The organism is Amycolatopsis sp. NPDC104819 (assembly GCF_055583145.1).
The window spans coordinates 46,803-65,993 of the sequence record NZ_JBVJON010000003.1 but is presented as its reverse complement, the minus strand read 5'-3'; the positions used below and the strand labels follow the sequence as shown (position 1 = coordinate 65,993).

Annotated in this window: 14 protein-coding genes and 1 other RNA gene; 10 read left to right on the top strand and 5 right to left on the bottom strand. The window is 71.7% G+C overall.

The window, feature by feature from the left end:
• Window positions 1-31: 31 nt before the first annotated feature.
• Window positions 32-1,774 (top strand): hypothetical protein, encoded by a 1,743-nt coding sequence (locus tag ACZ63E_RS09355; RefSeq protein ID WP_465335569.1) that lies wholly within the window; start codon window positions 32-34, stop codon window positions 1,772-1,774.
• 28 nt (window positions 1,775-1,802) lie between these two features.
• Here the strand turns inward: ACZ63E_RS09355 and ACZ63E_RS09350 are convergent, their stop codons facing one another.
• The 5 genes from ACZ63E_RS09350 to ACZ63E_RS09330 all read right to left on the bottom strand — a co-directional run bounded on the left by ACZ63E_RS09350 (window position 1,803) and on the right by ACZ63E_RS09330 (window position 8,560).
• Window positions 1,803-3,044: an SLC13 family permease gene (locus ACZ63E_RS09350; protein ID WP_465335568.1), complete on the bottom strand. Its 1,242-nt coding sequence runs from the start codon at window positions 3,042-3,044 to the stop codon at window positions 1,803-1,805.
• A 493-nt stretch (window positions 3,045-3,537) separates the two neighbouring features.
• Window positions 3,538-4,650, bottom strand: coding sequence for a dimethylsulfone monooxygenase SfnG (sfnG, locus tag ACZ63E_RS09345; RefSeq protein WP_465335567.1), 1,113 nt, complete (start codon window positions 4,648-4,650; stop codon window positions 3,538-3,540).
• 31 nt (window positions 4,651-4,681) lie between these two features.
• Window positions 4,682-7,471 (bottom strand): AAA family ATPase, encoded by a 2,790-nt coding sequence (locus tag ACZ63E_RS09340; protein ID WP_465335566.1) that lies wholly within the window; start codon window positions 7,469-7,471, stop codon window positions 4,682-4,684.
• Window positions 7,472-7,502: 31 nt separating this feature from the next.
• The gene (locus ACZ63E_RS09335; protein WP_465335565.1) at window positions 7,503-7,985 is read right to left on the bottom strand and encodes a hypothetical protein; all 483 of its coding nucleotides are present in this window, start codon (window positions 7,983-7,985) and stop codon (window positions 7,503-7,505) included.
• Window positions 7,982-8,560 carry a sigma-70 family RNA polymerase sigma factor gene (locus ACZ63E_RS09330; RefSeq protein ID WP_465335564.1) on the bottom strand — a complete coding sequence of 193 codons (579 nt, stop codon included), beginning with the start codon at window positions 8,558-8,560 and terminating at the stop codon, window positions 7,982-7,984. The genes ACZ63E_RS09335 and ACZ63E_RS09330 overlap by 4 nt, the downstream gene beginning before the upstream one ends.
• A 247-nt stretch (window positions 8,561-8,807) precedes the next feature.
• Here ACZ63E_RS09330 and ACZ63E_RS09325 point away from each other — a divergent pair, with 247 nt between their 5' ends.
• From ACZ63E_RS09325 to ACZ63E_RS09285, 9 genes are all read left to right on the top strand, one after another.
• A complete protein-coding gene (locus ACZ63E_RS09325; RefSeq protein WP_465335563.1) occupies window positions 8,808-9,476 on the top strand; it encodes a DUF4142 domain-containing protein in 669 nt (222 codons plus the stop codon).
• 8 nt (window positions 9,477-9,484) lie between these two features.
• Entirely contained in the window at window positions 9,485-10,291 is an 807-nt protein-coding gene (locus ACZ63E_RS09320) for a ferredoxin (protein ID WP_465335562.1), read from the top strand.
• Entirely contained in the window at window positions 10,288-11,532 is a 1,245-nt protein-coding gene (locus tag ACZ63E_RS09315; protein WP_465335561.1) for an NAD(P)/FAD-dependent oxidoreductase, read from the top strand. The genes ACZ63E_RS09320 and ACZ63E_RS09315 overlap by 4 nt, the downstream gene beginning before the upstream one ends.
• A 19-nt stretch (window positions 11,533-11,551) precedes the next feature.
• Window positions 11,552-11,945, top strand: an RNA gene (gene rnpB / locus ACZ63E_RS09310) — RNase P RNA component class A.
• A 108-nt stretch (window positions 11,946-12,053) separates the two neighbouring features.
• Window positions 12,054-12,908 (top strand): SCO6745 family protein, encoded by an 855-nt coding sequence (locus ACZ63E_RS09305; protein ID WP_465335560.1) that lies wholly within the window; start codon window positions 12,054-12,056, stop codon window positions 12,906-12,908.
• A 450-nt stretch (window positions 12,909-13,358) separates the two neighbouring features.
• Entirely contained in the window at window positions 13,359-13,625 is a 267-nt protein-coding gene (locus ACZ63E_RS09300; RefSeq protein ID WP_005166545.1) for a hypothetical protein, read from the top strand.
• Window positions 13,626-13,637: 12 nt separating this feature from the next.
• Complete coding sequence (locus tag ACZ63E_RS09295) at window positions 13,638-14,123, top strand: hypothetical protein (RefSeq protein WP_465302875.1); 486 nt, start codon at window positions 13,638-13,640, stop codon at window positions 14,121-14,123.
• 3 nt (window positions 14,124-14,126) lie between these two features.
• Complete coding sequence (locus ACZ63E_RS09290; RefSeq protein WP_465335559.1) at window positions 14,127-17,108, top strand: ATP-binding protein; 2,982 nt, start codon at window positions 14,127-14,129, stop codon at window positions 17,106-17,108.
• On the top strand, window positions 17,105-19,189 hold the full coding sequence (locus ACZ63E_RS09285) for a magnesium transporter (RefSeq protein WP_465335558.1): 2,085 nt from the start codon (window positions 17,105-17,107) through the stop codon (window positions 19,187-19,189). Before ACZ63E_RS09290 ends, ACZ63E_RS09285 begins: the two co-directional genes overlap by 4 nt.
• Window positions 19,190-19,191: the final 2 nt, after the last annotated feature.

Here is a 19,191-nt window from a genome sequence, read left to right as displayed (position 1 = left end):
AGAGGCCTGCGGGCGGAACAGTGACGAGGAAATGACGGCTAGCGCACTCAGCGAGACCTCCCAGAGCGACGTCCCCGAGGACCCCGCGCCCGCCACGACCGCGCGCGGCTGGGGCGCGCGCCTGGCGCCGGTGCTGGCCGTGCTCGCCGGCGTCGCGGCGGTCGCCGCCCACGCCACCCGCTACGGCCACTGGATCGTCGACGACGCCGCCATCACCTTCTCCTACGCGCGCAGCTTCGCCGACGGCCTCGGCCCGGTGCTGCAGCCGGGCGCGCCGCCGGTCGAGGGCTTCTCCGACCCGACGTGGATGGTGCTGCTCGGCGTCGGCAAGCTCGTCGGCCTCTTCGACCACGGCCTGCTGTTCGGCCTGCCCGACTACGTGCTGTTCCCGAAGGCGCTGGGCCTGCTGTTCACCGGCGGCATCCTGACAGCGTGCTACATCGCCGCGAAGCAGGTTTTCACGCGCTTCGCGTGGCTGGTCACGCTGGTCGCGGGCCTCACGCTGGCGACGATTCCGTCGTTCGTCATCTGGGTCGTCTCCGGCCTGGAGAACTCGCTGTTCGCCTTTGTGGTCGTCACGCTGGGCGTGACGCTGTTCGTCTCGGTGAAGCGGGACAAGCTGCTGACGCCGAAGGTCGCGCTGTGGGCCGGGGTGCTGGTGGCGTTCGCCGCGCTGACCCGCCCGGAAGGCCTGATCTACGCGGGCGCGTACCCGCTGGCGGCGCTGTTCCTGCTGCGCGGCGGCCTGTTCTGGAAGAGCTTCCGGCTGGCGCTGCTGTCGGTGGCGGCGTTCGCCGTGCCGTTCGGCGCGTACGTCGTCTGGCGGCACGCCGAGTTCGGCCGGCTGCTGGCCAACCCGTCGGTGGCGAAGCAGCAGGGCCTGCCCGGCTTCGACGCGGTCAAGCGGCCGTTCGAGCTGGTCGAGTACGCCGGCTGGGCCGGTGTGGTCCTGCTGGTGCTGGTGGTGGTGTTCGCGCTGGTCAAGGCCCCGTGGCGGCGTTCGCTGATCGCGCTGCTGGTGCCGCTGGGGCTCGGGGTCGTGGCGTACGGCGTGATGGTCGCCGACTGGATGTACCAGCACCGGTTCGCCAGCCCGATCTGGGCGCTGGCGGTCATCGCGGGCACGCTGTCGGCGGGCGAGCTGCTCAAGCACCGCCGTGCGCTGCTGCGGGTCGGGATCGTCGTGGTCCTGGTCGGCGCGTTCGTGCCGTCGGCCGTCGGGTTCGCGCAGGCCGCGGACAAGTTCGCGAAGAACCCGAACATCACGGCGTGCCTGGTGGCGGACCGTTTCGGCCGCGGTTTCAACACTTACGCGGACATCCTGGGCATCCAGAAGGCGTCCCTGTTGCTGCCGGACCTCGGCGGCTCGTCGATGACCAGCCGCCTGGAGCTGGTGGACATGGCGGGTCTGGTCAACAAGCCGATCGCCGACCTGGTCCACGACAACAACCTGGCGGGCCTGCGCGACTACGTGTTCGACACGGTGAAGCCGACGTTCATCCACTCGTGGGGCCCGTGGGCCGCGGGCAACGGCATCGCGCTGGACCCCCGCCTGGACCGCGACTACGTGCTGATCTATTCGTCGCCGATCGAGGGCTTGCGCAACGGCGACTGGGTACGCCGCGACGCGGCGACGGACCCGGCAAAGCTGAAGGCGGCGCAGGAGTACGCGGCGAAGACGATCCCGGAGGTGGCGGCGGACCGCTTCGGCGGACCGCTGGACGACTGCGGGGCGACGATGAAGCCGGGGCAGACGATCAGGATGCCCGGCTGAGTCCGGCTCCGACCACGTCGGTTGCGAGTTACGTCACCAGGCTCAGGCTGAGCCACAACGCTACGGTCGCCGCGGCCAAACACAGCGGCGTCGTGATGAACCCGAGCGCGTGAAACGTCTTCGCCGACGGAGGCGCCGGCAGCGTCCGGCGCCACAACAGCGTCGCCAACGAACCCAGGTAACTCGCGTTCGGCCCGATGTTGACCCCCAGAAGCACGGCCAGCAGCACACCGGGCGCCGGGTGCGAGCCCAGAACCGACAGCAGGATCAGCGTCGCCGGGAGGTTGTTGACCAGGTTGGCCAGCAACGCCGCCACGCCGGCCGCCAGCAGGAGCTCGGCCAGGCCCGTCGACGTCGGCAGCAGGGACCGCAGCAGGCCGCCGAGCAGGTGCTCCGAGACCGCCTCCACCACCACCGCCAGGCCCAGCACGAACAGGCACAGCTGCGGCGCCGCCTCCGTCACCAGCTGCCACGGCTTGATCTTGCCCGAGGCCAGCGCCCGGACGCCGAGGATCAGCGCCGCCAGCGTCGCGATCCACACCGGCTCGACGTGCCCGAGCGGCCCCAGCGCGAACCCCACGAGCGTCAGCGCCAGGACGACCAGCGCGAACGTCGGCGTCTCGAGGTGCTGCGAAGGGGACGCCGTCTCGCGCGGACGCAGGTCCAGCGAGAAGAACCGCAGGAACACCAGCAGCTCGATGCCGATGGTGACCAGCCACGGCAGCGCCATCAGCGCCGTGAACCCGGCGAACGTCAGCCCCGACGCCGCGAAGGCCAGCAGGTTCGTCAGGTTGGACACCGGCAGCAGCGTCGACGCCGAGTTCGCCAGGTGCGCGCACGCGTAGACGTGCGGACGCGCGGGCAGGCGCAGGCTCGTCGCCGTCGCCAGGACGACCGGGGTGAGCAGGACGACCGTGGCGTCCAGGCTGAGGACCGCCGTCACGCCGGCCGCCGCGGCGAAGGTCAGCACCAGCAGCCGGCGCGGCTTGCCGTGGCACGCCTCCGCCAGGCGGTTGCCGAGCCAGGTGAAGACGCCGTCGACACTGGCCAAAAAGGACAACAGCAGGATCGCGGCCAAAAAGCCCAAGGTCGGGAGGATCTCGACGGCCCGCGCCCCGGCCGCGGCGGGCGAGACCCAGCCCAGCAGCAGCGCGACCCCCGCGGCCGGCACCGCGGCCACGGCCTCGGGCCAGCCCCGCGGCCGCACGATCGCGAAGACCAGCACGCCGGCCAGCAGCGCCAGGCTGCCGGCCCCGGCCCAGAAGTTCACCAGCTCACGCTAATCGGCCCCCGGTTCTGTCGATGCACTCGGGTAGCGCGGAAGACGGGGGGCAGGGTTTCGGCGAAGTCGGATTCGCCGGTCGGCTCGCAGCGCGGACGGCCAGGTGCACACGCCGGAGGTCGCGGTAGCGGTCCGGGAAGATCGTGAATGACTCATTCATGACCTCTGACGCAGTGAATGAGTCATTCACGGCATCGCAGCGGCTCGCCAGTCACGTTCGCTCCGGCTTTGCCGGAACCCCGCGGGCCCCGGAGTTCCGGCGAAGTCGGTGGCACCGCTGAGCCCCGGCACGGTCCGGCACCCGGTCCCGGTGCCGCGAATGGGTCATTGGGGACGCCAGACGTCCGCAATGACCCATTCGCGACACACAAAAGTCGCGGTCGGGAGCGAGTTGAGACGCGGCCCGCCGTCGCAGGGGTGGGAGCCGCCGACCGCAGCTCGGCCACGCGAATCCGACTCTGCCGAAACCCCGGCTCCGGGCTCAGACGCCCAGCGGCTCCGGCGTGGCGGCACCCCGCGCCAGATCCTTCTCCTTCTCGCGGATCACCGGCAGCACGTGCTTGCCGAAGTGCTCGACGTCCTCGAGGTAGTGCAGGAACCCGAGCAGCAACAGCGAAGCCCCGCGCTTCTTGTACTCGATCGCCCGGTCGGCGATCTGCTCCGGCGTGCCGATCAGCTTCGTGCGGAAGCCGTCGTTGTACTGGACGAGGTCCTCGAACTCCGAGTCGGCCCACATGCCCTTGGTGTCCGAAGTGGACTTCCCGGCCTGCTTCACGGCGTTGCGGAAGCCTTCCACCGCGTCCTTGTTCGCCTTCTCGACGATTTCGCGCAGCACGTCCTTGGCTTCACTTTCGGTCTCCCTGGCGATGAGGAAGCCGTTCAGTCCGAATCGGACGGTGTGGTCGTTCTCCGCCGCGTACCCGCGTACCTCGGCGACCTGCTCGCTGAAACCGTCGAAGTCCTTGCCGTTGCTGAAGTACCAGTCCGAGACGCGGCCGGCGAGCTTGCGCGCGGCCGTGGAGTTGCCGCCCTGGAAGATCTCCGGGTGCGGTGCGGCGACCGGCTTCGGCTTGATGTCGAAGTCGTGGATCCGGTAGAAGTCACCGCGGAACTCGGCGTGGTCGTTCGTCCAGAGCTCCCGCAGCACGCGGATGAACTCCTCCGTCCGGCGATAACGCTCGTCGTGCTCCAGCCACGCCTCGCCGAGGCCGGTGAACTCGTCCTTGAACCAGCCGCTCACCACGTTCACCGCGGCGCGCCCGCCGGAGATGACGTCGGCGCTGGCGATGAACTTGGCCAGCACACCCGGGTGCCACAGTCCGGGGTGGACGGCCGCGATCACCTTCAGCCGCTGCGTCGCGAGCAGCAGCGCGAGGCTGAACCCGGTCGATTCGTGCTGGTAGGCGGCGCCGTAGCTGGCGGTGTAGCGCACCTGCGAGAGCGCGTACTCGAAGCCGTTGTTCTCGGCGAGCACCGCGAGGTCTCTGTTGTACTCGTAGCCCCAGTCCGTCCGCTGTTCGATGTCGGACGTGACCAGGCCACCGCTCACGTTCGGGACCCAGTAGGCGAATTTCAACGGCTCTTCGAGCGACATGCCCCGAGTAGAGCAACGACCCCGGGAGGGGTCAACGCGCGTCCAAGCGCTGAGAAGACTTCGCCAGCGCGCCACCGAGCTCCGCGCGGCCGGGGATGCCGAGCTTGCGGTACGCGCCGGACAGGTGCAGCTCCACCGTCCGCCGGGTCAGGTGCAGCGCCGTAGCGATCTCGCGGTTGGTCAGGCCCTGCGCGGCCATCACGGCGATGCGGTTCTCCTGCCGCGTCAGGCCGTGCTCGTTGTCCTTCGCCGGGGTGAGCGCCCGGCGGGACGAGCGCAGCTCCTCGGCCGCCCGCCGCGCGAGGGGACGCGCTCCGCAGTGCTCGCTCAGCTCGACGGCCTGCCGCAGCGTCTCGATGGCCTTCTCGGACTGGCCGTGCCGCGACTGCAGCGTGCCCAGCTCGGTCAGCGCCGTCGCCAGCTGCAGACGCGCCGGCGACGAGCGCAGCGTCGTGATCGCCTTGGTCAGCGCCCGCTCGGCTTCGTCGTCTTCGCGGACCAGGCCGATCGTCGTCAACGCCGTGCCCAGCGGGCGTGCCGCGCCCCAGCGGGCCGACGCGTTCATGTCCTCTTCGGCCAGCCGGGCCGCGTCGTCGGCCTGGCCGAGCGCCAGCGCCGCGCGGGCGGCGTGTGCGCGCCACGGCACGAACCCCGGGAACCGCATGCCGTGGTGGGCGAGCCGGCGGCCGCAGCTGAGCAGGTCCTCGAACCCGAAGCGCGTGTAGCCGGTCGCGACGCGCAGACGGCCTCGCGCGTACAGGAGGTAGGTGTGGGTGAACAGGCCCTGGCTCGCGACGAAGTCCATCCGGTCCAGCAGCGACGTCGCCGCCTCGAACCGGCCCAGGTCGACCCAGCACTCGATGAGCTTCGCCGCGCACAGCACGCCGACCGGGCAGGTCGTCGTCCCGCCGCGCTCGTCGAACCGGCGCAGCAGCGACTCGAAGTGGACGCTCGCGCGCTGCAGGTCACCGCTGGCCTGCAACGCGATCCCGCGGGCCAGGGTGGGTAACGCGCCGTGCGGCACGTGCACGTCCCACGGCTCGCGCTCGACGTCGAGGACCCGGCACAGCCGGTCGACGTGCGCAGGTTCGTCCGCGAGCACCGCCGTGGCCAAGGTGAAGAAGTAGTGCTGCTCGAAGAGCTCGCCGTCGTCCCCAGTCAGTGCACCGGCGAAGTGCCCGACGGCGTCCTGCGCCGACTCGCCGCTGCGGACGGCGTCGAGCGCCAGCAACGCCGAGCGGCTGCGCTGCGCCGCCGCGTCGGTCAGCGGCGCCCACTGCTCCTCGAAGTCGCGGAACTCCGGCGGCGGGCCGAGCCGGCTGCCGGCCTCGGCGAGGTAGGTCATGCACAGCAGCGGCCAGACGGCGTCCGGCCCGCCCGCGTCGAGCCGCGCCGCGATCTGGCCGGCCGCGCTGATCGCGAGCCGGGCGTCCTGGCCGCCGCAGAGCGACAGCAGCATCGCGGTGGCGATGAACGCGGCCGTGTCGCGGTTGCCGATCGTGTCGACGGCCTCCCGCACCCGCTTGGCCGCGGCCGGCGGGTCGAGCTGGAACTCGGCGTGGGCCAGCTGCAGCAGCACGGCGACCCGGCGCCCGGACGTCAGCCGCTCCTCCAGCGCCCGCCGCAGATGCCGTGTGGCCAGCTCCGGCCGGCCCGAGAACACGGCGATCCGCGCGCTCATCCGCAGCACGTCCACACCCCACGGGATCCGGATCGACGTCGCTTCCAGCAGGTGCGCGGCGACGCGCTCGGCCGGCGCGCCCGCCTCCGAGAGCAGCTTCGCCGCCCGCGCGTGGTTCACCGCCCGCGTCGTCTTCGGCATGTCCCGCAGCACGGAGTTGCGGACGAACGGCAGGGTCAGCTCCGGGCGGCTGCTGTTGTGCAGCAGGTGCAGCCGGACCATCGTGTCGATCGCCTGCACCGCGTCGAACTCGTCCACTCCGGCGAGCTGGGCCAGCAGGTCGAAGCCCGCGTCCTCCCCGAGGATCGCGGCCGCGTGCAGGATGGCCGGCGCGTGCGGGAACTCCTTCATCCGCGTGTGCAGCACCTGCCCGATCAGTGACGAGCCCAGCTCCCGCGGGTCCGCGCCGGGCAGCAGCCGCGGGCGCAGCGCGTTGAGCAGGTACGGGTTGCCGCCGGTCGACTCGCGGCAGGCGGTGGCGAGCTCGCCGGGGGCCAGGCCGAGGACCTCCGCCGCGGCCGCGTCACCGAGGCCGTGGAGGGTGATGGTGGCCGGCGTGCAGCCCGCCATCTCCAGCAGCGCGACGTCCCGGTGCGGCGGGTGGCCGGTCAGGGACGTGAGTATGATCAACACCGGCAGGTCGAGGACGCGGTTGCGGATGTAGGCCAGGCACCGCATGGACCAGGCGTCGGCGAGGTGCACGTTGTCGATGCCGAGCAGCAGCGGGCCCCGGTCGGTCGCGTCGCGGACCAGGCGGAAGAAGTGCTCGAGCGCTTCGCTCTCGCCGGCCGGTCCGTACTGCTCGGTGAAGGCCGGGCGGGGTGCGCCCGGTTCGTCCAGCGCGCCGGCCAGCTGACGGGCGAGCCCGCCGGGCAGGTGGCTCTCCAGCCGGGACCCGGTGGCGGTCGCGACGGTGAAGCCGGCGTCCGCGGCCAGCGCCACGACGGCGTGCAGCGTGGTGCTCTTGCCCATGCCGAACTCGCCGACCAGCACGGCGCTCGCGGCCGTGCCGCCGAGGGCGACCGGGAACAGGCTGGTCAGGCGGCCGAGCTCGCGCTCGCGGCCGGGGAGTCGCGCAGCGGGACGCTTCGGTACCGAAGCCCCGCTGACAGGGGGCTCGGAATTTACTTCGGTATCCACCGTAAGGACTTTCGTCTTGGGTTGGAGCAGACTACTGGAATCCGGTCGTCCGCGGGAGATCCCGCAGGTCAACGCCGGTGCCGGCCACGACCTGAGCAGGGGAGACGATGCACGCAGCCGACGCGAACCGGATCTTCCCGCCGGCCGGCCGGACCGCGCAGAGGGCCGTCAGGGCCACCGCGACCACTAGCAGGAGCACCCCGGCCGTAGAGCCGCGGCGGCCGGCGAAGACGCAGGGCTTCCGCCGCCGGGCGGCGCCGTCGCTCGGCGACGGGTAGCCGCCGGGGGAGTCGCCGGGCGCCGGGTCGTCACCGAAGGACCGAGAGCCCGGCGGATCGCCGCCGGGCGGCAGGTAGCCGAGCCGGACCGCCTCCGCCAGCGCCGCCGACACCGGCGCGAACCCGGTGCGCAGCTCCCGGCATCGGACGCAGTCCCGCAGGTGTTCTTCGAACTCCGCCGAATCGTCGAGGACACCGAGCTCGTAAGCCGCGGCGTCGGCGTGCCGCCCCCTCATCGCGCCGCCACTTCCCCGAGTGCCTTCCGCAATTGCCGCATCGCCGTGTACAACCGCGATTTCACGGTTCCCTCGGGAATTCCCAGAATTGTTGCCGCCTGCCGGACGTTGTTTCCGGCGAGGTAGGTCTCGGTGATGACGGACTGGTATTTCTCGTCGAGTTCCACCAATGCCTGAGTAATCGTTAGTGCGGCTAACGAACTGTCCGCGCGATCGGCGGACTCGGCGTTTTCCGGGATCTCCAGAGCGACCTCCTGTGGGCGGACCCGGCGGTTTCGCCAGCCGTCGATGACGATCCGGCGGGCCACGGTGAGCAGCCAGCCGCGCAGCATTCCGGGCTCGCGTTCGAGCGTTCCGGAGTTCTGCCACGCTCGGATCATGGTCTCCTGCACCACATCCTCGGTCCACTGCCGGTCATAGTTGGTCAGGGACAACACCTGTGCGAACAGTGTGGCGCGGAAGTCCTTGTACAGCAACGGAACCAGATCATCCGCGGAGCTGGAGGCGACGTCGACCGCGGTGGTGGACGGGGCGTAGCCGACGGGGCCGCGACTTTCTCTGCCCGGTGCTTCCATAAAGCTCGCAACCTCACCTGACTGGTGGACCGTGGGGCCATCGGAGCGTAGCGCAAAAACACTTAATAGGCCATATGCATTAGTTTTCCTGCCCAATTGGGCGTGGTGGCTACGGTGATCATGGAAGACGGGTTCACATTGTGTCTTGTGATTCACGTCACAGTCACTAAAAGGTGACGGCGAGAACCGGATCACACCTTCTCCCCGTAGCTCCCGGTGAGGACGACTTCGCGAAGGGACAACGGGGATGCCGCTCCGATTCGTGGCTTTGCTCGCCGCCACGACCGCGCTCGTGCTCGGCGTGGCCTTCCCGGCCGCCGCCGGCGAGCTTCAGCAGTCCGACCGGACCCTGCTGACCCGGCTGAAGCAGCACACGCTGTGGGCCGGGCCGGCCAGCAGGCTCGCCGCCGAGCGGGCCACCAACCGGCGGGTGCAGGCCGTCGCGGGCCGCATCGCCGACGACCAGGCCCGCCTCGACGTCGCCCTGCGCGCGGTCGCCGACCGGCTCGCCTACGCGCTGCCCACCGAGCCGACCGGACAGGAGCGCGCGTGGGCGGACGAGCTCGCCGCGGACTCCGGCGACGACTTCGACCGCGCCTACGTCAACCGCGTCCGCGCCGAGTACGGCAGCCTCTTCGCGCTCGCCTCCGACGTCCGCGCCGGCACCCGCGACGACGACGTCCGCGCGTTCGCCCAGACCGCCGTCGACACCGCACTCGGCCACCTGACGCTCCTCGAGAGCACCGGGCTCGCCGAGACGACGTCCCTGCTCGTCTCCGCCACCGAGGACAACAGCCTCGGCGGCGGCGACCTCGCGCTCGGGGCCGTGTTCGTGGCTTTCGCCGCAATCGCCACGTTCGGCCTGCTCCGCCTGCTCGGAACCCCCGGCAGGACCCAGCCGCGCACCCGGAGGTAAACCCGCCCATGTCCCCATCCGCCGCGCTGGTCCCGGTGTCGCCGCACGACACCGGGATCGCCGAGGCCGCCGCGCTGTCCGGCCGCCTCACCTACCTCTGCATGTGCCTCGCGCTGTGCTGGGGCGTGCTCGCCGCCACCGGCTGGGTCCGCCGCTTCGGCGGCCGCGACGCCCTGCGCGCCGGGCACGTCCTGCTCTCGGCGTTCACCCTCGCCACCGGCACCCTGCACGGGCTGACGTTCCTCTTCCTGGAGGACGACCCGTTCGGCGTCACCGACCTGCTCGTGCCCTTCTACGACGGCACCCCGCGGCACGCGCTCGGCATCGCCGGGCTCGAGCTCGTGATCGCCGTGTCGGTCACCGCCGGGCTGCGCCGCGGCGCCCGCGAAGGCCGCTGGCTGCGGTTCCACCAGCTCGGCTACCTCGCCATCGGGCTGCTCGCGGTGCACGCCTGGCTCGGCGCGATCTCCGCCGGGCACCTGGCGGTGGTCTGGCTCGCGGGCATCACGCTGCTCGTCCCGCCGGTGGTGCTGTCGGTGCTGCGGGTGCTGCCGGCGTCGGCCCTCGTCCGCGCCGGGCTGATCGAACCGGCGCCCGAGGAGCCGGAACCGGCCGGGCTGCACGTCGACGTCGACAGCGGGCGCTGCCACGCCTACGGGGTCTGCCAGGCGGAGGCGCCCGGGGTTTTCCAGCTCGGCCACGACGGGCACCTCGAGTACGAGAAACGGCCGGGGGCCGGCCAGGCACCGAACGTCCAGGCCGCCGCGCGCGCCTGTCCCATGCGAGCCATCCACCTGTTGGGAGCCACCCGATGAGCGAACGCATCGTCATCGCCGGAGCCGGCCTCGCCGGCCTGCGCGCGGCCGAACGGCTGCGCGAGCTCGGGTTCGACGGCGAGGTCGTCGTCATCGGCGCCGAGCCCGACGTCGCCTACCACCGGCCGGCGCTGTCCAAGCAGCTGCTCACCGGCGCGGTCAGCCGCGCCGACACGCTGCTCGTCGACCCGCTCGAAGTCGACGCCGAGTGGCGGTTCGACACGCCGGTGACCGCGGTGTCGCCGAACCGGCAGGTCGTCCACCTGCGGGACGAGGAGCTGCGCTACGACGGCCTGGTCATCGCCACCGGGGTCGAGCCCCGGCGGATGCCGGGCGCGCCGCACGGCCACCCGCGGGTCGTCGTCGTGCGCACGCTGTCCGACACCACGGCCCTCCAGCGCGCCCTGGCCGGCAACCCGGGGCCGGTGGCGGTCGTCGGTGACGGCTTCATCGGCTGCGAAGTCGCTTCGAGCCTTCGCGAGATGAACCGCGACGTCATCCTCTTCGGCCGCGCGCGGGCGCTCATGACCGACGTCCTCGGCCCCGACATCGGCGACTGGCTCACCGCGCTGCACACCGCCCGCGGGGTCCACCTCGAGCTCGGCACCACCATCCGCCGGTGGCGCCCCTCGCCGACCTCGGTCGGGCTCGAGTTCGCCGACGGCCGGGCGGTCGACGTCGCGTGTGTCGTGGTCGCGGTGGGCAGCGTCCCCGCCGTCTCGTGGCTGCGCGGCGCGAAGCTGCCCCTCGACGACGGTGTGGTGTGCGGACCCACGTGTCACGTCGTCGGGTCGGCCACGATCGTCGCCGCCGGGGACGTCGCCCGCTGGCCCAACCTCCGCTACGAGCCCACGCCGCAACGGGACGAACACTGGCTCAACGCCGTCGAGATGAGCCGTGTCGCCGCCGAGAACCTCCTCACCGGCCCGCAGGGTTCCCCGGCCTACACGCCGGTGCCGCGCTTCTGGTCCGAGCAGCACGGCGTCCGCATCCAGGTCGCCGGGCGGCCGGCTCTCGGCACCGACACCGTCCTGCTCGAGTCGCCGGTCGCCGGCACCCGGCCGATCACCGGGTTCGTCCGCGGCGGCCGGCTGGTCGGCCTGATCGGCCTGGACAGCCCGGCGGCCGTGCTGCACTGGACCGCCGAGCTCGCCCGTCAGCACCCCGCGCCCGGCCGGTACGAGCCACCACCGCCGGAGGTCCGGCCGCGCCACCGCAGCGGGGCCGTGGCCGGGTACTGAGCTACGATTCTCCGGCGGACGAGCTGGCAGGGCGGTCGCGAGCCGGGGCGACCCGGTCCGAGGAAAGTCCGGACTCCGCAGGGCAGGGTGGTTGCTAACGGCAACCCGGGGTGACCCGCGGGACAGTGCCACAGAGAACAGACCGCCTCCGTTTTCGAACGGGGGTAAGGGTGAAACGGTGGTGTAAGAGACCACCAGCGTCCCGGGCGACCGGGACGGCTAGGTAAACCCCACCCGGAGCAAGGCCAAGAGGGAGCGCGAGCTCCTGCGCAGGCGTTCGAGGACGGCCCGTCCGAGCCTGCGGGTAGGCCGCTGGAGCCTGCCGGCGACGGCAGGCCGAGATGGATGGCCGCCGCCCCGCGAGCCGCGAGGCGACCGGGGAACAGGATCCGGCTTACATGCCAGCTCGTCCGCTTCCTTCCGCAGCTGGTCGTGAGTGGGAATTAGGGTTCTAACCCGAATTACCACTCACGACGGCTCGGGTCTCGCCAGCGGTGGTTACCCGGTAGTAGGGTGCGGTCATGGCGGGCGACGAGAAGCGGTTCAAGCGGGCATTCGACTCCTTGCACGCCTTTGCGTACTTCGCACCCGAAGTCGACGCGGCGCTCACCGGCATCGGGCTGCGGCCGGGGCGGATGCCGTACTTCGCCGGGCGCTCGGCCGCCATGGGCGCCGTCGGGCCCGAGGTCGTCGCCGCGACCTTCTACAACTTCAACCCCGAGGTCGTCGCCCGGACCATCCCGCGGGCGTGGACCCTGGCCACCCCCGACCAGGTGCTCGACGCGCGGCTCGAGGGCGTCGACCAGGCGCTGACCCGGCTGCTCGGTGACCACGTCAAGGGTGACGACGTCGCGGAAGCCGCGGACCTCGCCCGGGAAGCCTCGGCCGGCTGCCACGGCGAAGGCCGTCCCCTGTACGCGGCGCACGCCGGCCTGGGCTGGCCGGGGGAGCCGCACCTCGTCCTCTGGCACGCCATCACCCTGCTGCGCGAGCACCGCGGGGACGGCCACCTCGCCGCCCTGGTGCTCAACGGCCTCAGCGGGGTCGAAGCCGTCGTCACGCACGTCGCGACCGGCGGTGGCTTCACGACCGAGGCGGCGAAGCGGACCCGCGGCTGGAGCGACGAGCAGTGGGCCGCCGCCGAAGCCGGTCTTCGCGACCGGGGGCTCTTCGACGCCGACGGCGCGCTCACCGAGGAAGGCGCCGCCGTCCGCGACCGGGTGGAGATCGCCACCGAGACCGCCGCGCGCGGGCCGTGGGAGCACCTGGGCCCCGAGAAGACCGCCCGGCTCGAAGAGCTCTGCCGCGGCCTCAGCGCCCGCGTCGTCGAGGCCGGCGCGTTCCCCGCGGGTGTCTTCGCACAGCGACGATCCTGACCAAGATCACGCTATGTAGTGAAAGTCCTGTGAGGTTCTGAGCGCCCTGTGACGGACGGCGGCGGTGGTGAAGATCGACATCCCTCCGGACCGGCCGAAGGGCAGTTACGGAGCGGACTCGCGCGACAGGGCCGTTCGGGTCATGTCACACTGTTCCCGGCCGCACAACGGCGACATCGTCAGTACCCACAGTGAGCAAATTCCGGGCAATGGAGTGAGTTCGTCAGCACACTGAGAAGTATGGGTGCCCGGGCTTTAACCCGAGGGCCCTTGCCGCGATGATGGTGGGCGTGGAGTTTTCGTGCGCCACGCGCGCCACGCCGGTTGACAAGGCAGCCGTCCTCTACGCAGCGCGCTTTGACCACTACCCCTCGTAGCCGCCATGATGTTGTTCGAAGCACCGCCTGAGCCAGAACCGCGCGGGCCCCACCGCGCACCGGGAGTATCGCGATGATGACCTTGACCACCCTCGACACGCTGGCCGCCGGCGAGCTGGGCACGGGAAACGTGCGCACCTGGCTGATCGACAACATCATTCCGCTGGTGCTGCTGGCCGTCGCCCTCCTCCTGCTGTGGCTGGGCGGTGGCAAGGGCGACAACGCCGGCGTGATGCGGCGCCTCGCCGGCGTGGTCATCGCGCTCGCGATCATCGGGCTCGCGGTCAGCGGCGCCGGCGTCAACGTGGGCCAGTGGATCGCCGGCCTGTTCACGGGCTGAGGCGGAACCGGCGTGCGCATCAGGACTGATGACGAGGTCTACCGGGTCGACGCCGTGTGGCTCGGCCCGCCGAAAGCGACTTTTCCCTGGAGGGCCCGGTACGTAGCCTGGCTCATCGGCATCCCGGCGTTCTTCGTCGTCCTCGGCGTCGAACGCTGGGCGGGGTGGAGCTTCGGGTTCTTCTCGACGGCGTGGGCGTTCATCGCCACGATCGTGATCACCCGGCTGCTCACGGCCAAGATCAGCCACGAGCGCCCGCTCGGCGCCGTGGTCGCGATGGCCGGGCGCGAGCTCAACGCCCCCAGAGAGGTGACCACGGGCACGGGCGGCGCGGTCAGCGCCAGCCGCGTCCGGGTGCGGGCGACCCGCCCGTTGCCGAAGCACCGCCGAAGGCGGCAGTACCAGCACCACGGCGTGCCGCCGGGTGCGGCGGAGTTCACCCAGGGAACACCACGAGCGCGCCGGAGCCGCAGCAGTGCGGCTCGGGCCGGGAGGTAGTCGTTGTTCGGTCGCGGCGGTAGCCGAGGAAAGCAGGGTCGGGACGCTCACTCGGGCGCGTGGCAACCGCCCGAGCAGGTCCGCGCGGCGCGGAACGGCTCGGGCGGCAAGGGCGGCCGGCGCCTGACCGGCGAGCAGGCCATTCCCGCGTACACCCCGTCGATCGCGGTGCGCAGCATCGACGGTCACCTGGTGCGCACCGGGTTCGAGGTCTACGCCTGGTACCGGCTCGCGCCGCAGCGCTGGTCGTTCCGCTCGGACTCGCAACGCCGTGACCTCGTCGCGGCCATCGCCGGGCAGTACGCCGAGCTGCAGGGCCGCTGGCTGCACCTGCGCGTGACGAACCGGCCGTACCCGATCCGGATGTGGGCCGAGGCGCACGTCTACAACGCCCACGGCCGCCCCCAGGACGTCCCGGGCGCGATGTCGTTCGACGACTACCTGATCGGCGAGCAGCAGCAGCTCATGGGCCGTTCGATGGCCGAAAAAGAGGTCTACATCGGGGTCCAGGTGCAGACCCGGCGGATGGTCGACCGCGCGGTCGAGCGGGCCGCGCCGGTGCTGCGCAAGATCCTGCCCGAGGCCGTCGACGCCGAGCTGACCGCGCTGGACTCCGAGGTCGAGCACCTCGACCAGGTCATCGGCAGCGCCGGGCTGGAAGGCCGTCCGGTGCACGCCGAGGAGATGTCCTGGCTGATGCACCGCTCGTGCTCGCTCGGCCTGCCCGCGCCGCGGAACATGCCCGCGGTGCCCGGCGCGGCCTGGGAGCCCGAAGACCTGGCCAGCTTCACCGACGCCGCCGACTACTACGCCGACCCGTACGCGCCGACGGTGACCGTCCGCGGCCGGACCGGCTCCAACGCCGGCGTCTCGCGGCACCTGGCCATCTTGACGGTCGGGCAGATGCACGGCCTGCAGATCCCCGAGGTCGACGACCCGTGGATCCAGCACGCCGACCGCCTGCCGGCCGCGGTCGAGGTGTCCGCGCGCATCTACGTCCGGCGGCCCGAAGAGGTCGCCAACGAGCTGCAGCGCCAGATGAACAAGGTCCGCTCGCAGGTCAAGCACTACACCGACGAGCACGAGCTGGAGCCGCCGCAGTCACTGTCGCGCCAGGCCGGGCGCGTGCTGGAGATCGACGACGAGATGACGTCGGGCTTCACCGCGCTCGCCACCCGCGTGCGGTCCTGGTGGCGGCTGGCGGTGTCCGGCCCGACCGAGCGGGACGCGCTGCGCCTGGCCCAGCAGCTGCTCGACCTCTACAAGCCGAAGATCGCCATCGAGCACCCCGAGGCCCAGTACGCGCTGGCCCGGGAGTTCATCCCCGGCGAGCCGCTCGCTTCGGCGGCGTACATGCGCCGCGGCTCGGTGGTCTGGGCGTCCTCGGCCGTCCCGACGGCGACGGCGGAGGTCGGCGACCGCCGCGGCATCCTGCTCGGCGAGACGTGCACGGCGACCCGGCGCCCGGTGGCCTGGGACCCGTGGATGGCCCAGGAGATCCGCGACGGCTCGGGCCTGACGGCGATGGTCGCCGGCCTGGGTGGCGGCAAGTCGTTCCTCGGCGGCGGCATCGTCTACAAGACCCTGCGCGCGGGCGCGAGCTGGACGATCCTCGACCCGTCCGGCCCGCTGTCGCGCCTCTGCGACCTGCCGGAGCTGCGGCCCTACGCGCGGCCGATCAACCTGCTCAACGCCCAGCCCGGGATCCTGAACCCGTACCGGGTGGTCGCCGAGCCGCTGATCGAGCACTTCATGGACGAGGACGACCCCGAGCGCTCCTGGCGCCGGGAGAAGGCCCTGGCCGGCGCGACTCGACGGCGTCTCGTGCTGGACGTCCTGACCGGTGTGCTGCCGTACGAGGTCTCGCGGATGGCGCAGACCCGGATCGTGCTGCTGCGCGCGGTCCGCACGGTCGGCGGCCGGTTCGACGCCGACCCGGGCCAGGTCATCGACGCGCTCCGGCGGGACTCTTCGGAGCACCACGAGCACGCGAGCGTCGTCGCGGACTTCCTCGACGAGATGCGCGAGCGGATGGCGCTGCTCATCCCGGAGGCCGACGCGGACCCGTACTCGGAAACCCGCGACGACCGGCTGACGGTGCTGACGATGGCCGGGCTGACCCTCCCGAAGGACGGCGTCCCCCGCGAGTACTGGACGGACGCGGAGTCCCTCGGCGTCGAGATGCTGAACCTGGCGGCGTGGCTGACCCAGCGGTCGGTGTACGAGAAGCCGAAGGAGATGCGCAAGGGCGTCTGGATCGACGAGGCGTTCTTCCTGTCCGAGGTCCCGACCGGCCGCGTGCTGATGAACCGCTTCGCGCGTGACTCGCGCAAGTGGAACGTCCGCGTGCTGCTGTCGTCCCAGATCCCGGCGGACTTCCTGAAGATCCAGGGCTTCGTGACCCTGCTGGACTCGGTGTTCGTCGGCCGCCTGGACGACGACGACGCCCAGGCCGACGCCCTGCGGCTGCTGAAGGTCCCGGTCGGTGTGGGGTACGAGCAGGTGGTGGCGGCCCTGGGCCGCCGCCCGGGAGCAGCCCAGCGCGGCCTGGAGCGCGACGTCGAGCCCCGTCAGTTCATCTTCGGCGACGGCGCGGGAGGGGTCGAGCGCATCCGCGTCGACTTCTCCGGCCCGCACCTCGACCATCTCCGCGCGGTGATGGACACGACCCCGGGGTCGAAGGACGCGGCGCCTTCACGGCGTCCGGGCAACGAGCTGGCGCTGCCGCCGAACGGCTCGCCGTCCCCGGAGAAGCCGTTCGTGGCCTCCCCGCCCGAGGACGACATCGAGCTGGAGCAGGACTTCGAGCTGGCGGCGGAACTGGAGGTCGGCCTCGCCGACGAGAACCTCCTGGGAGCCCCGGACCCACTGGCGGCCGAGACCGGCGAAGTGGAGGGCGGCGTCCAGCCGTCCAACGGCCACGGCGGCCAGCAGGAGCACGCCCGCACCGGCGGAAAGGGCGGCACCGGCCGGGACGCCGCATGAACACCGTGCTGACGCTGGCGGTCCTGCTGACGTTGGCCGCCGGGTGGCAGGCGCTGAAGCGGCGGATCAAGGAAGGTCCGCGGCCGGGGCGGCGCACCCCGGGCCGCAAGGCGACGATGTTCGCCGTCATGCTGGTCCTGGGCCTGCAGGCCATCGCCACGGCCCCCGCGGCCAGCGCGGCGGCCTGCGGTGAGGCCCCCAACCCGGAACGGCCGGGCGCGGGCATGGTCGGCGCGATCGACCCCGCCGAAGGCCACGGCGAGGCGGGCAGCGCCTACGTCGACTACAGCTACGCCGGGTTCGTCTGGAACACCTTCGAGACGAACTGCACGGCGCTGAACCTGACCCCAGCGGGCTCGACGCTCGACACCTGGGGCGGCAACCAGCTGTTCAACCTGGGCAAGAACATCGTCGGCGCGACGAATTCGCTGCACTACACCGTGCTCGAGGGCGGGTTACTCAACCCGCTCTACAGCGCGGTGAAGTCCGGCGCGGAGAAGGTCTACAACAACATCTACGCCCAGCTGTTCGGGCTGGTCGCGCTTGTCATGTCGATCATGTTGTTCCGCAACATCTGGCGCGGTGACCTCGCCGCGGTCAGCAAACGGGCGTTGTACGCGCTGGCGGGCGTCTGGCTAGCCGCGTCGTCGCTGGCGATGCTGCGGTACTTCGACCCGATCGACAAAGCGATCGTCCAGACCACGACGAACATCCAGGCCGGGTTCGTCGACGACTCGAACGACCGCGTCATCCGGCACGTGCTGCCGACTAACCTGCACAACGAGATCGTCTACAAGAACTGGGTGCGGGGGGAGTTCGGCTCGCCGACCGCGCCGCAGGCCGAGCAGTTCGGGCGCCCGCTGCTCGACGCGCAGGCGTTCACGTGGGCGCAGCTGCGCAACGGCGACGACGGGAACCAGTCCGTCATCGACGGCAAGAAGAACGCCTACAAGGACATCTCCACCAAACTCGGCCCCGCCACCGGCTACTTCACCGGCGAGGCCGGCGGCCGCACCGGCGCCGGCTTCCTCTCCCTCGGCCAGGCCCTCGTCTACTCGCTCTTCCAGCTCCTCGCCAAGGCAAGTGTCCTCCTCGCCCAGGTCCTGATCCGCCTCTTCGCGCTCACCGCGCCGCTGATCGGGCTCATCGCCCTGCTGCACCCGGAGATCCTGCGCCGCGTGCTCAAGGTCGCCGGCGGGGTCGCGTTCAACCTGGTCGTGCTCTCGGTGCTCGCCGGCGTGCACGCGCTGCTGCTGCAAGCGATCTTCGACGCCGGGAACTCGCTGAACATGCTCACGCAGATGGTCCTCGCCGGGCTCATCACCGTGCTGCTGTTCATGGTCGGGCGGCCGGTTCGGCGGCTGTGGCAGATGGTCGAGATGTCGGTCAGCATGGTCGGCGCCGCCGTACCGTCGCCGGGCGGCGGGATCTTCTCCCGCTTCCGGCGCAACAAGAACGGCCCGACCCCCCAGGACGAGTTCTGGCAGCACGTGCGCGAGACCGACGACGTCGTCGACGGCGAGCAGCGCGGGCCGCTCGGGGCGACCGCCGGGGGTGGCCGCTTCCGGCCGGAGGCCACGATCTTCGCCAACGCCCAGCGCCTCGACAACGGCTCGGGCGCGTCCCGGCCGGCCGCCGCGTGGTCCGGTGCCTGGCCGGGTGCCATCAACGGCGGCCCGGCCGGCGCCCTGCCCGCGGGCGGCCGCCCCGGCTCGCCCGTGTTCGGCCAGTACAACCCGGCGAACGGCGACGGCGGCGACTACGTCGTCGTCGGGCCCGGTGGCCGTCCGACGCTCCGGGGTGAGGAGAGCCGGCGGGTCGACACCTCGCCGGTCGCCGACCGGCGGTGGAACGACGAGCCCGAGCCCGTCGTCGTACCTTCGGACCTGCGGGCCCCCGAAGCCGAGTTCAACGGGTACGCCGCGCAGGAAGCGCCGCGGACGCCGGGTGTGCGCGCCCAGCCGCGGCGGGTCGACCCCGAAGTGGTCGCGGGCAAGCCGGTCTTCGTGCTGTACCGGCCGTCGCGCGGCATCGAAGTCCGTGAGGAACCGCGTGAGACCGACCAAGTGATGGGGCGGTGACG

Excerpts from the sequence above, each read along its gene's own strand:
- ACZ63E_RS09330 (WP_465335564.1), bottom strand. The coding sequence starts at position 8,560 with ATGGAAGCACCGGGCAGAGAAAGTCGCGGCCCCGTCGGCTACGCCCCG.
- ACZ63E_RS09355 (WP_465335569.1), top strand. The coding sequence starts at position 32 with ATGACGGCTAGCGCACTCAGCGAGACCTCCCAGAGCGACGTCCCCGAG.
- ACZ63E_RS09315 (WP_465335561.1), top strand. The coding sequence starts at position 10,288 with ATGAGCGAACGCATCGTCATCGCCGGAGCCGGCCTCGCCGGCCTGCGC.
- ACZ63E_RS09300 (WP_005166545.1), top strand. The coding sequence starts at position 13,359 with ATGATGACCTTGACCACCCTCGACACGCTGGCCGCCGGCGAGCTGGGC.
- ACZ63E_RS09320 (WP_465335562.1), top strand. The coding sequence starts at position 9,485 with ATGTCCCCATCCGCCGCGCTGGTCCCGGTGTCGCCGCACGACACCGGG.
- sfnG (WP_465335567.1), bottom strand. The coding sequence starts at position 4,650 with ATGTCGCTCGAAGAGCCGTTGAAATTCGCCTACTGGGTCCCGAACGTG.
- ACZ63E_RS09335 (WP_465335565.1), bottom strand. The coding sequence starts at position 7,985 with ATGAGGGGGCGGCACGCCGACGCCGCGGCTTACGAGCTCGGTGTCCTC.
- ACZ63E_RS09325 (WP_465335563.1), top strand. The coding sequence starts at position 8,808 with ATGCCGCTCCGATTCGTGGCTTTGCTCGCCGCCACGACCGCGCTCGTG.
- ACZ63E_RS09305 (WP_465335560.1), top strand. The coding sequence starts at position 12,054 with ATGGCGGGCGACGAGAAGCGGTTCAAGCGGGCATTCGACTCCTTGCAC.
- ACZ63E_RS09285 (WP_465335558.1), top strand. The coding sequence starts at position 17,105 with ATGAACACCGTGCTGACGCTGGCGGTCCTGCTGACGTTGGCCGCCGGG.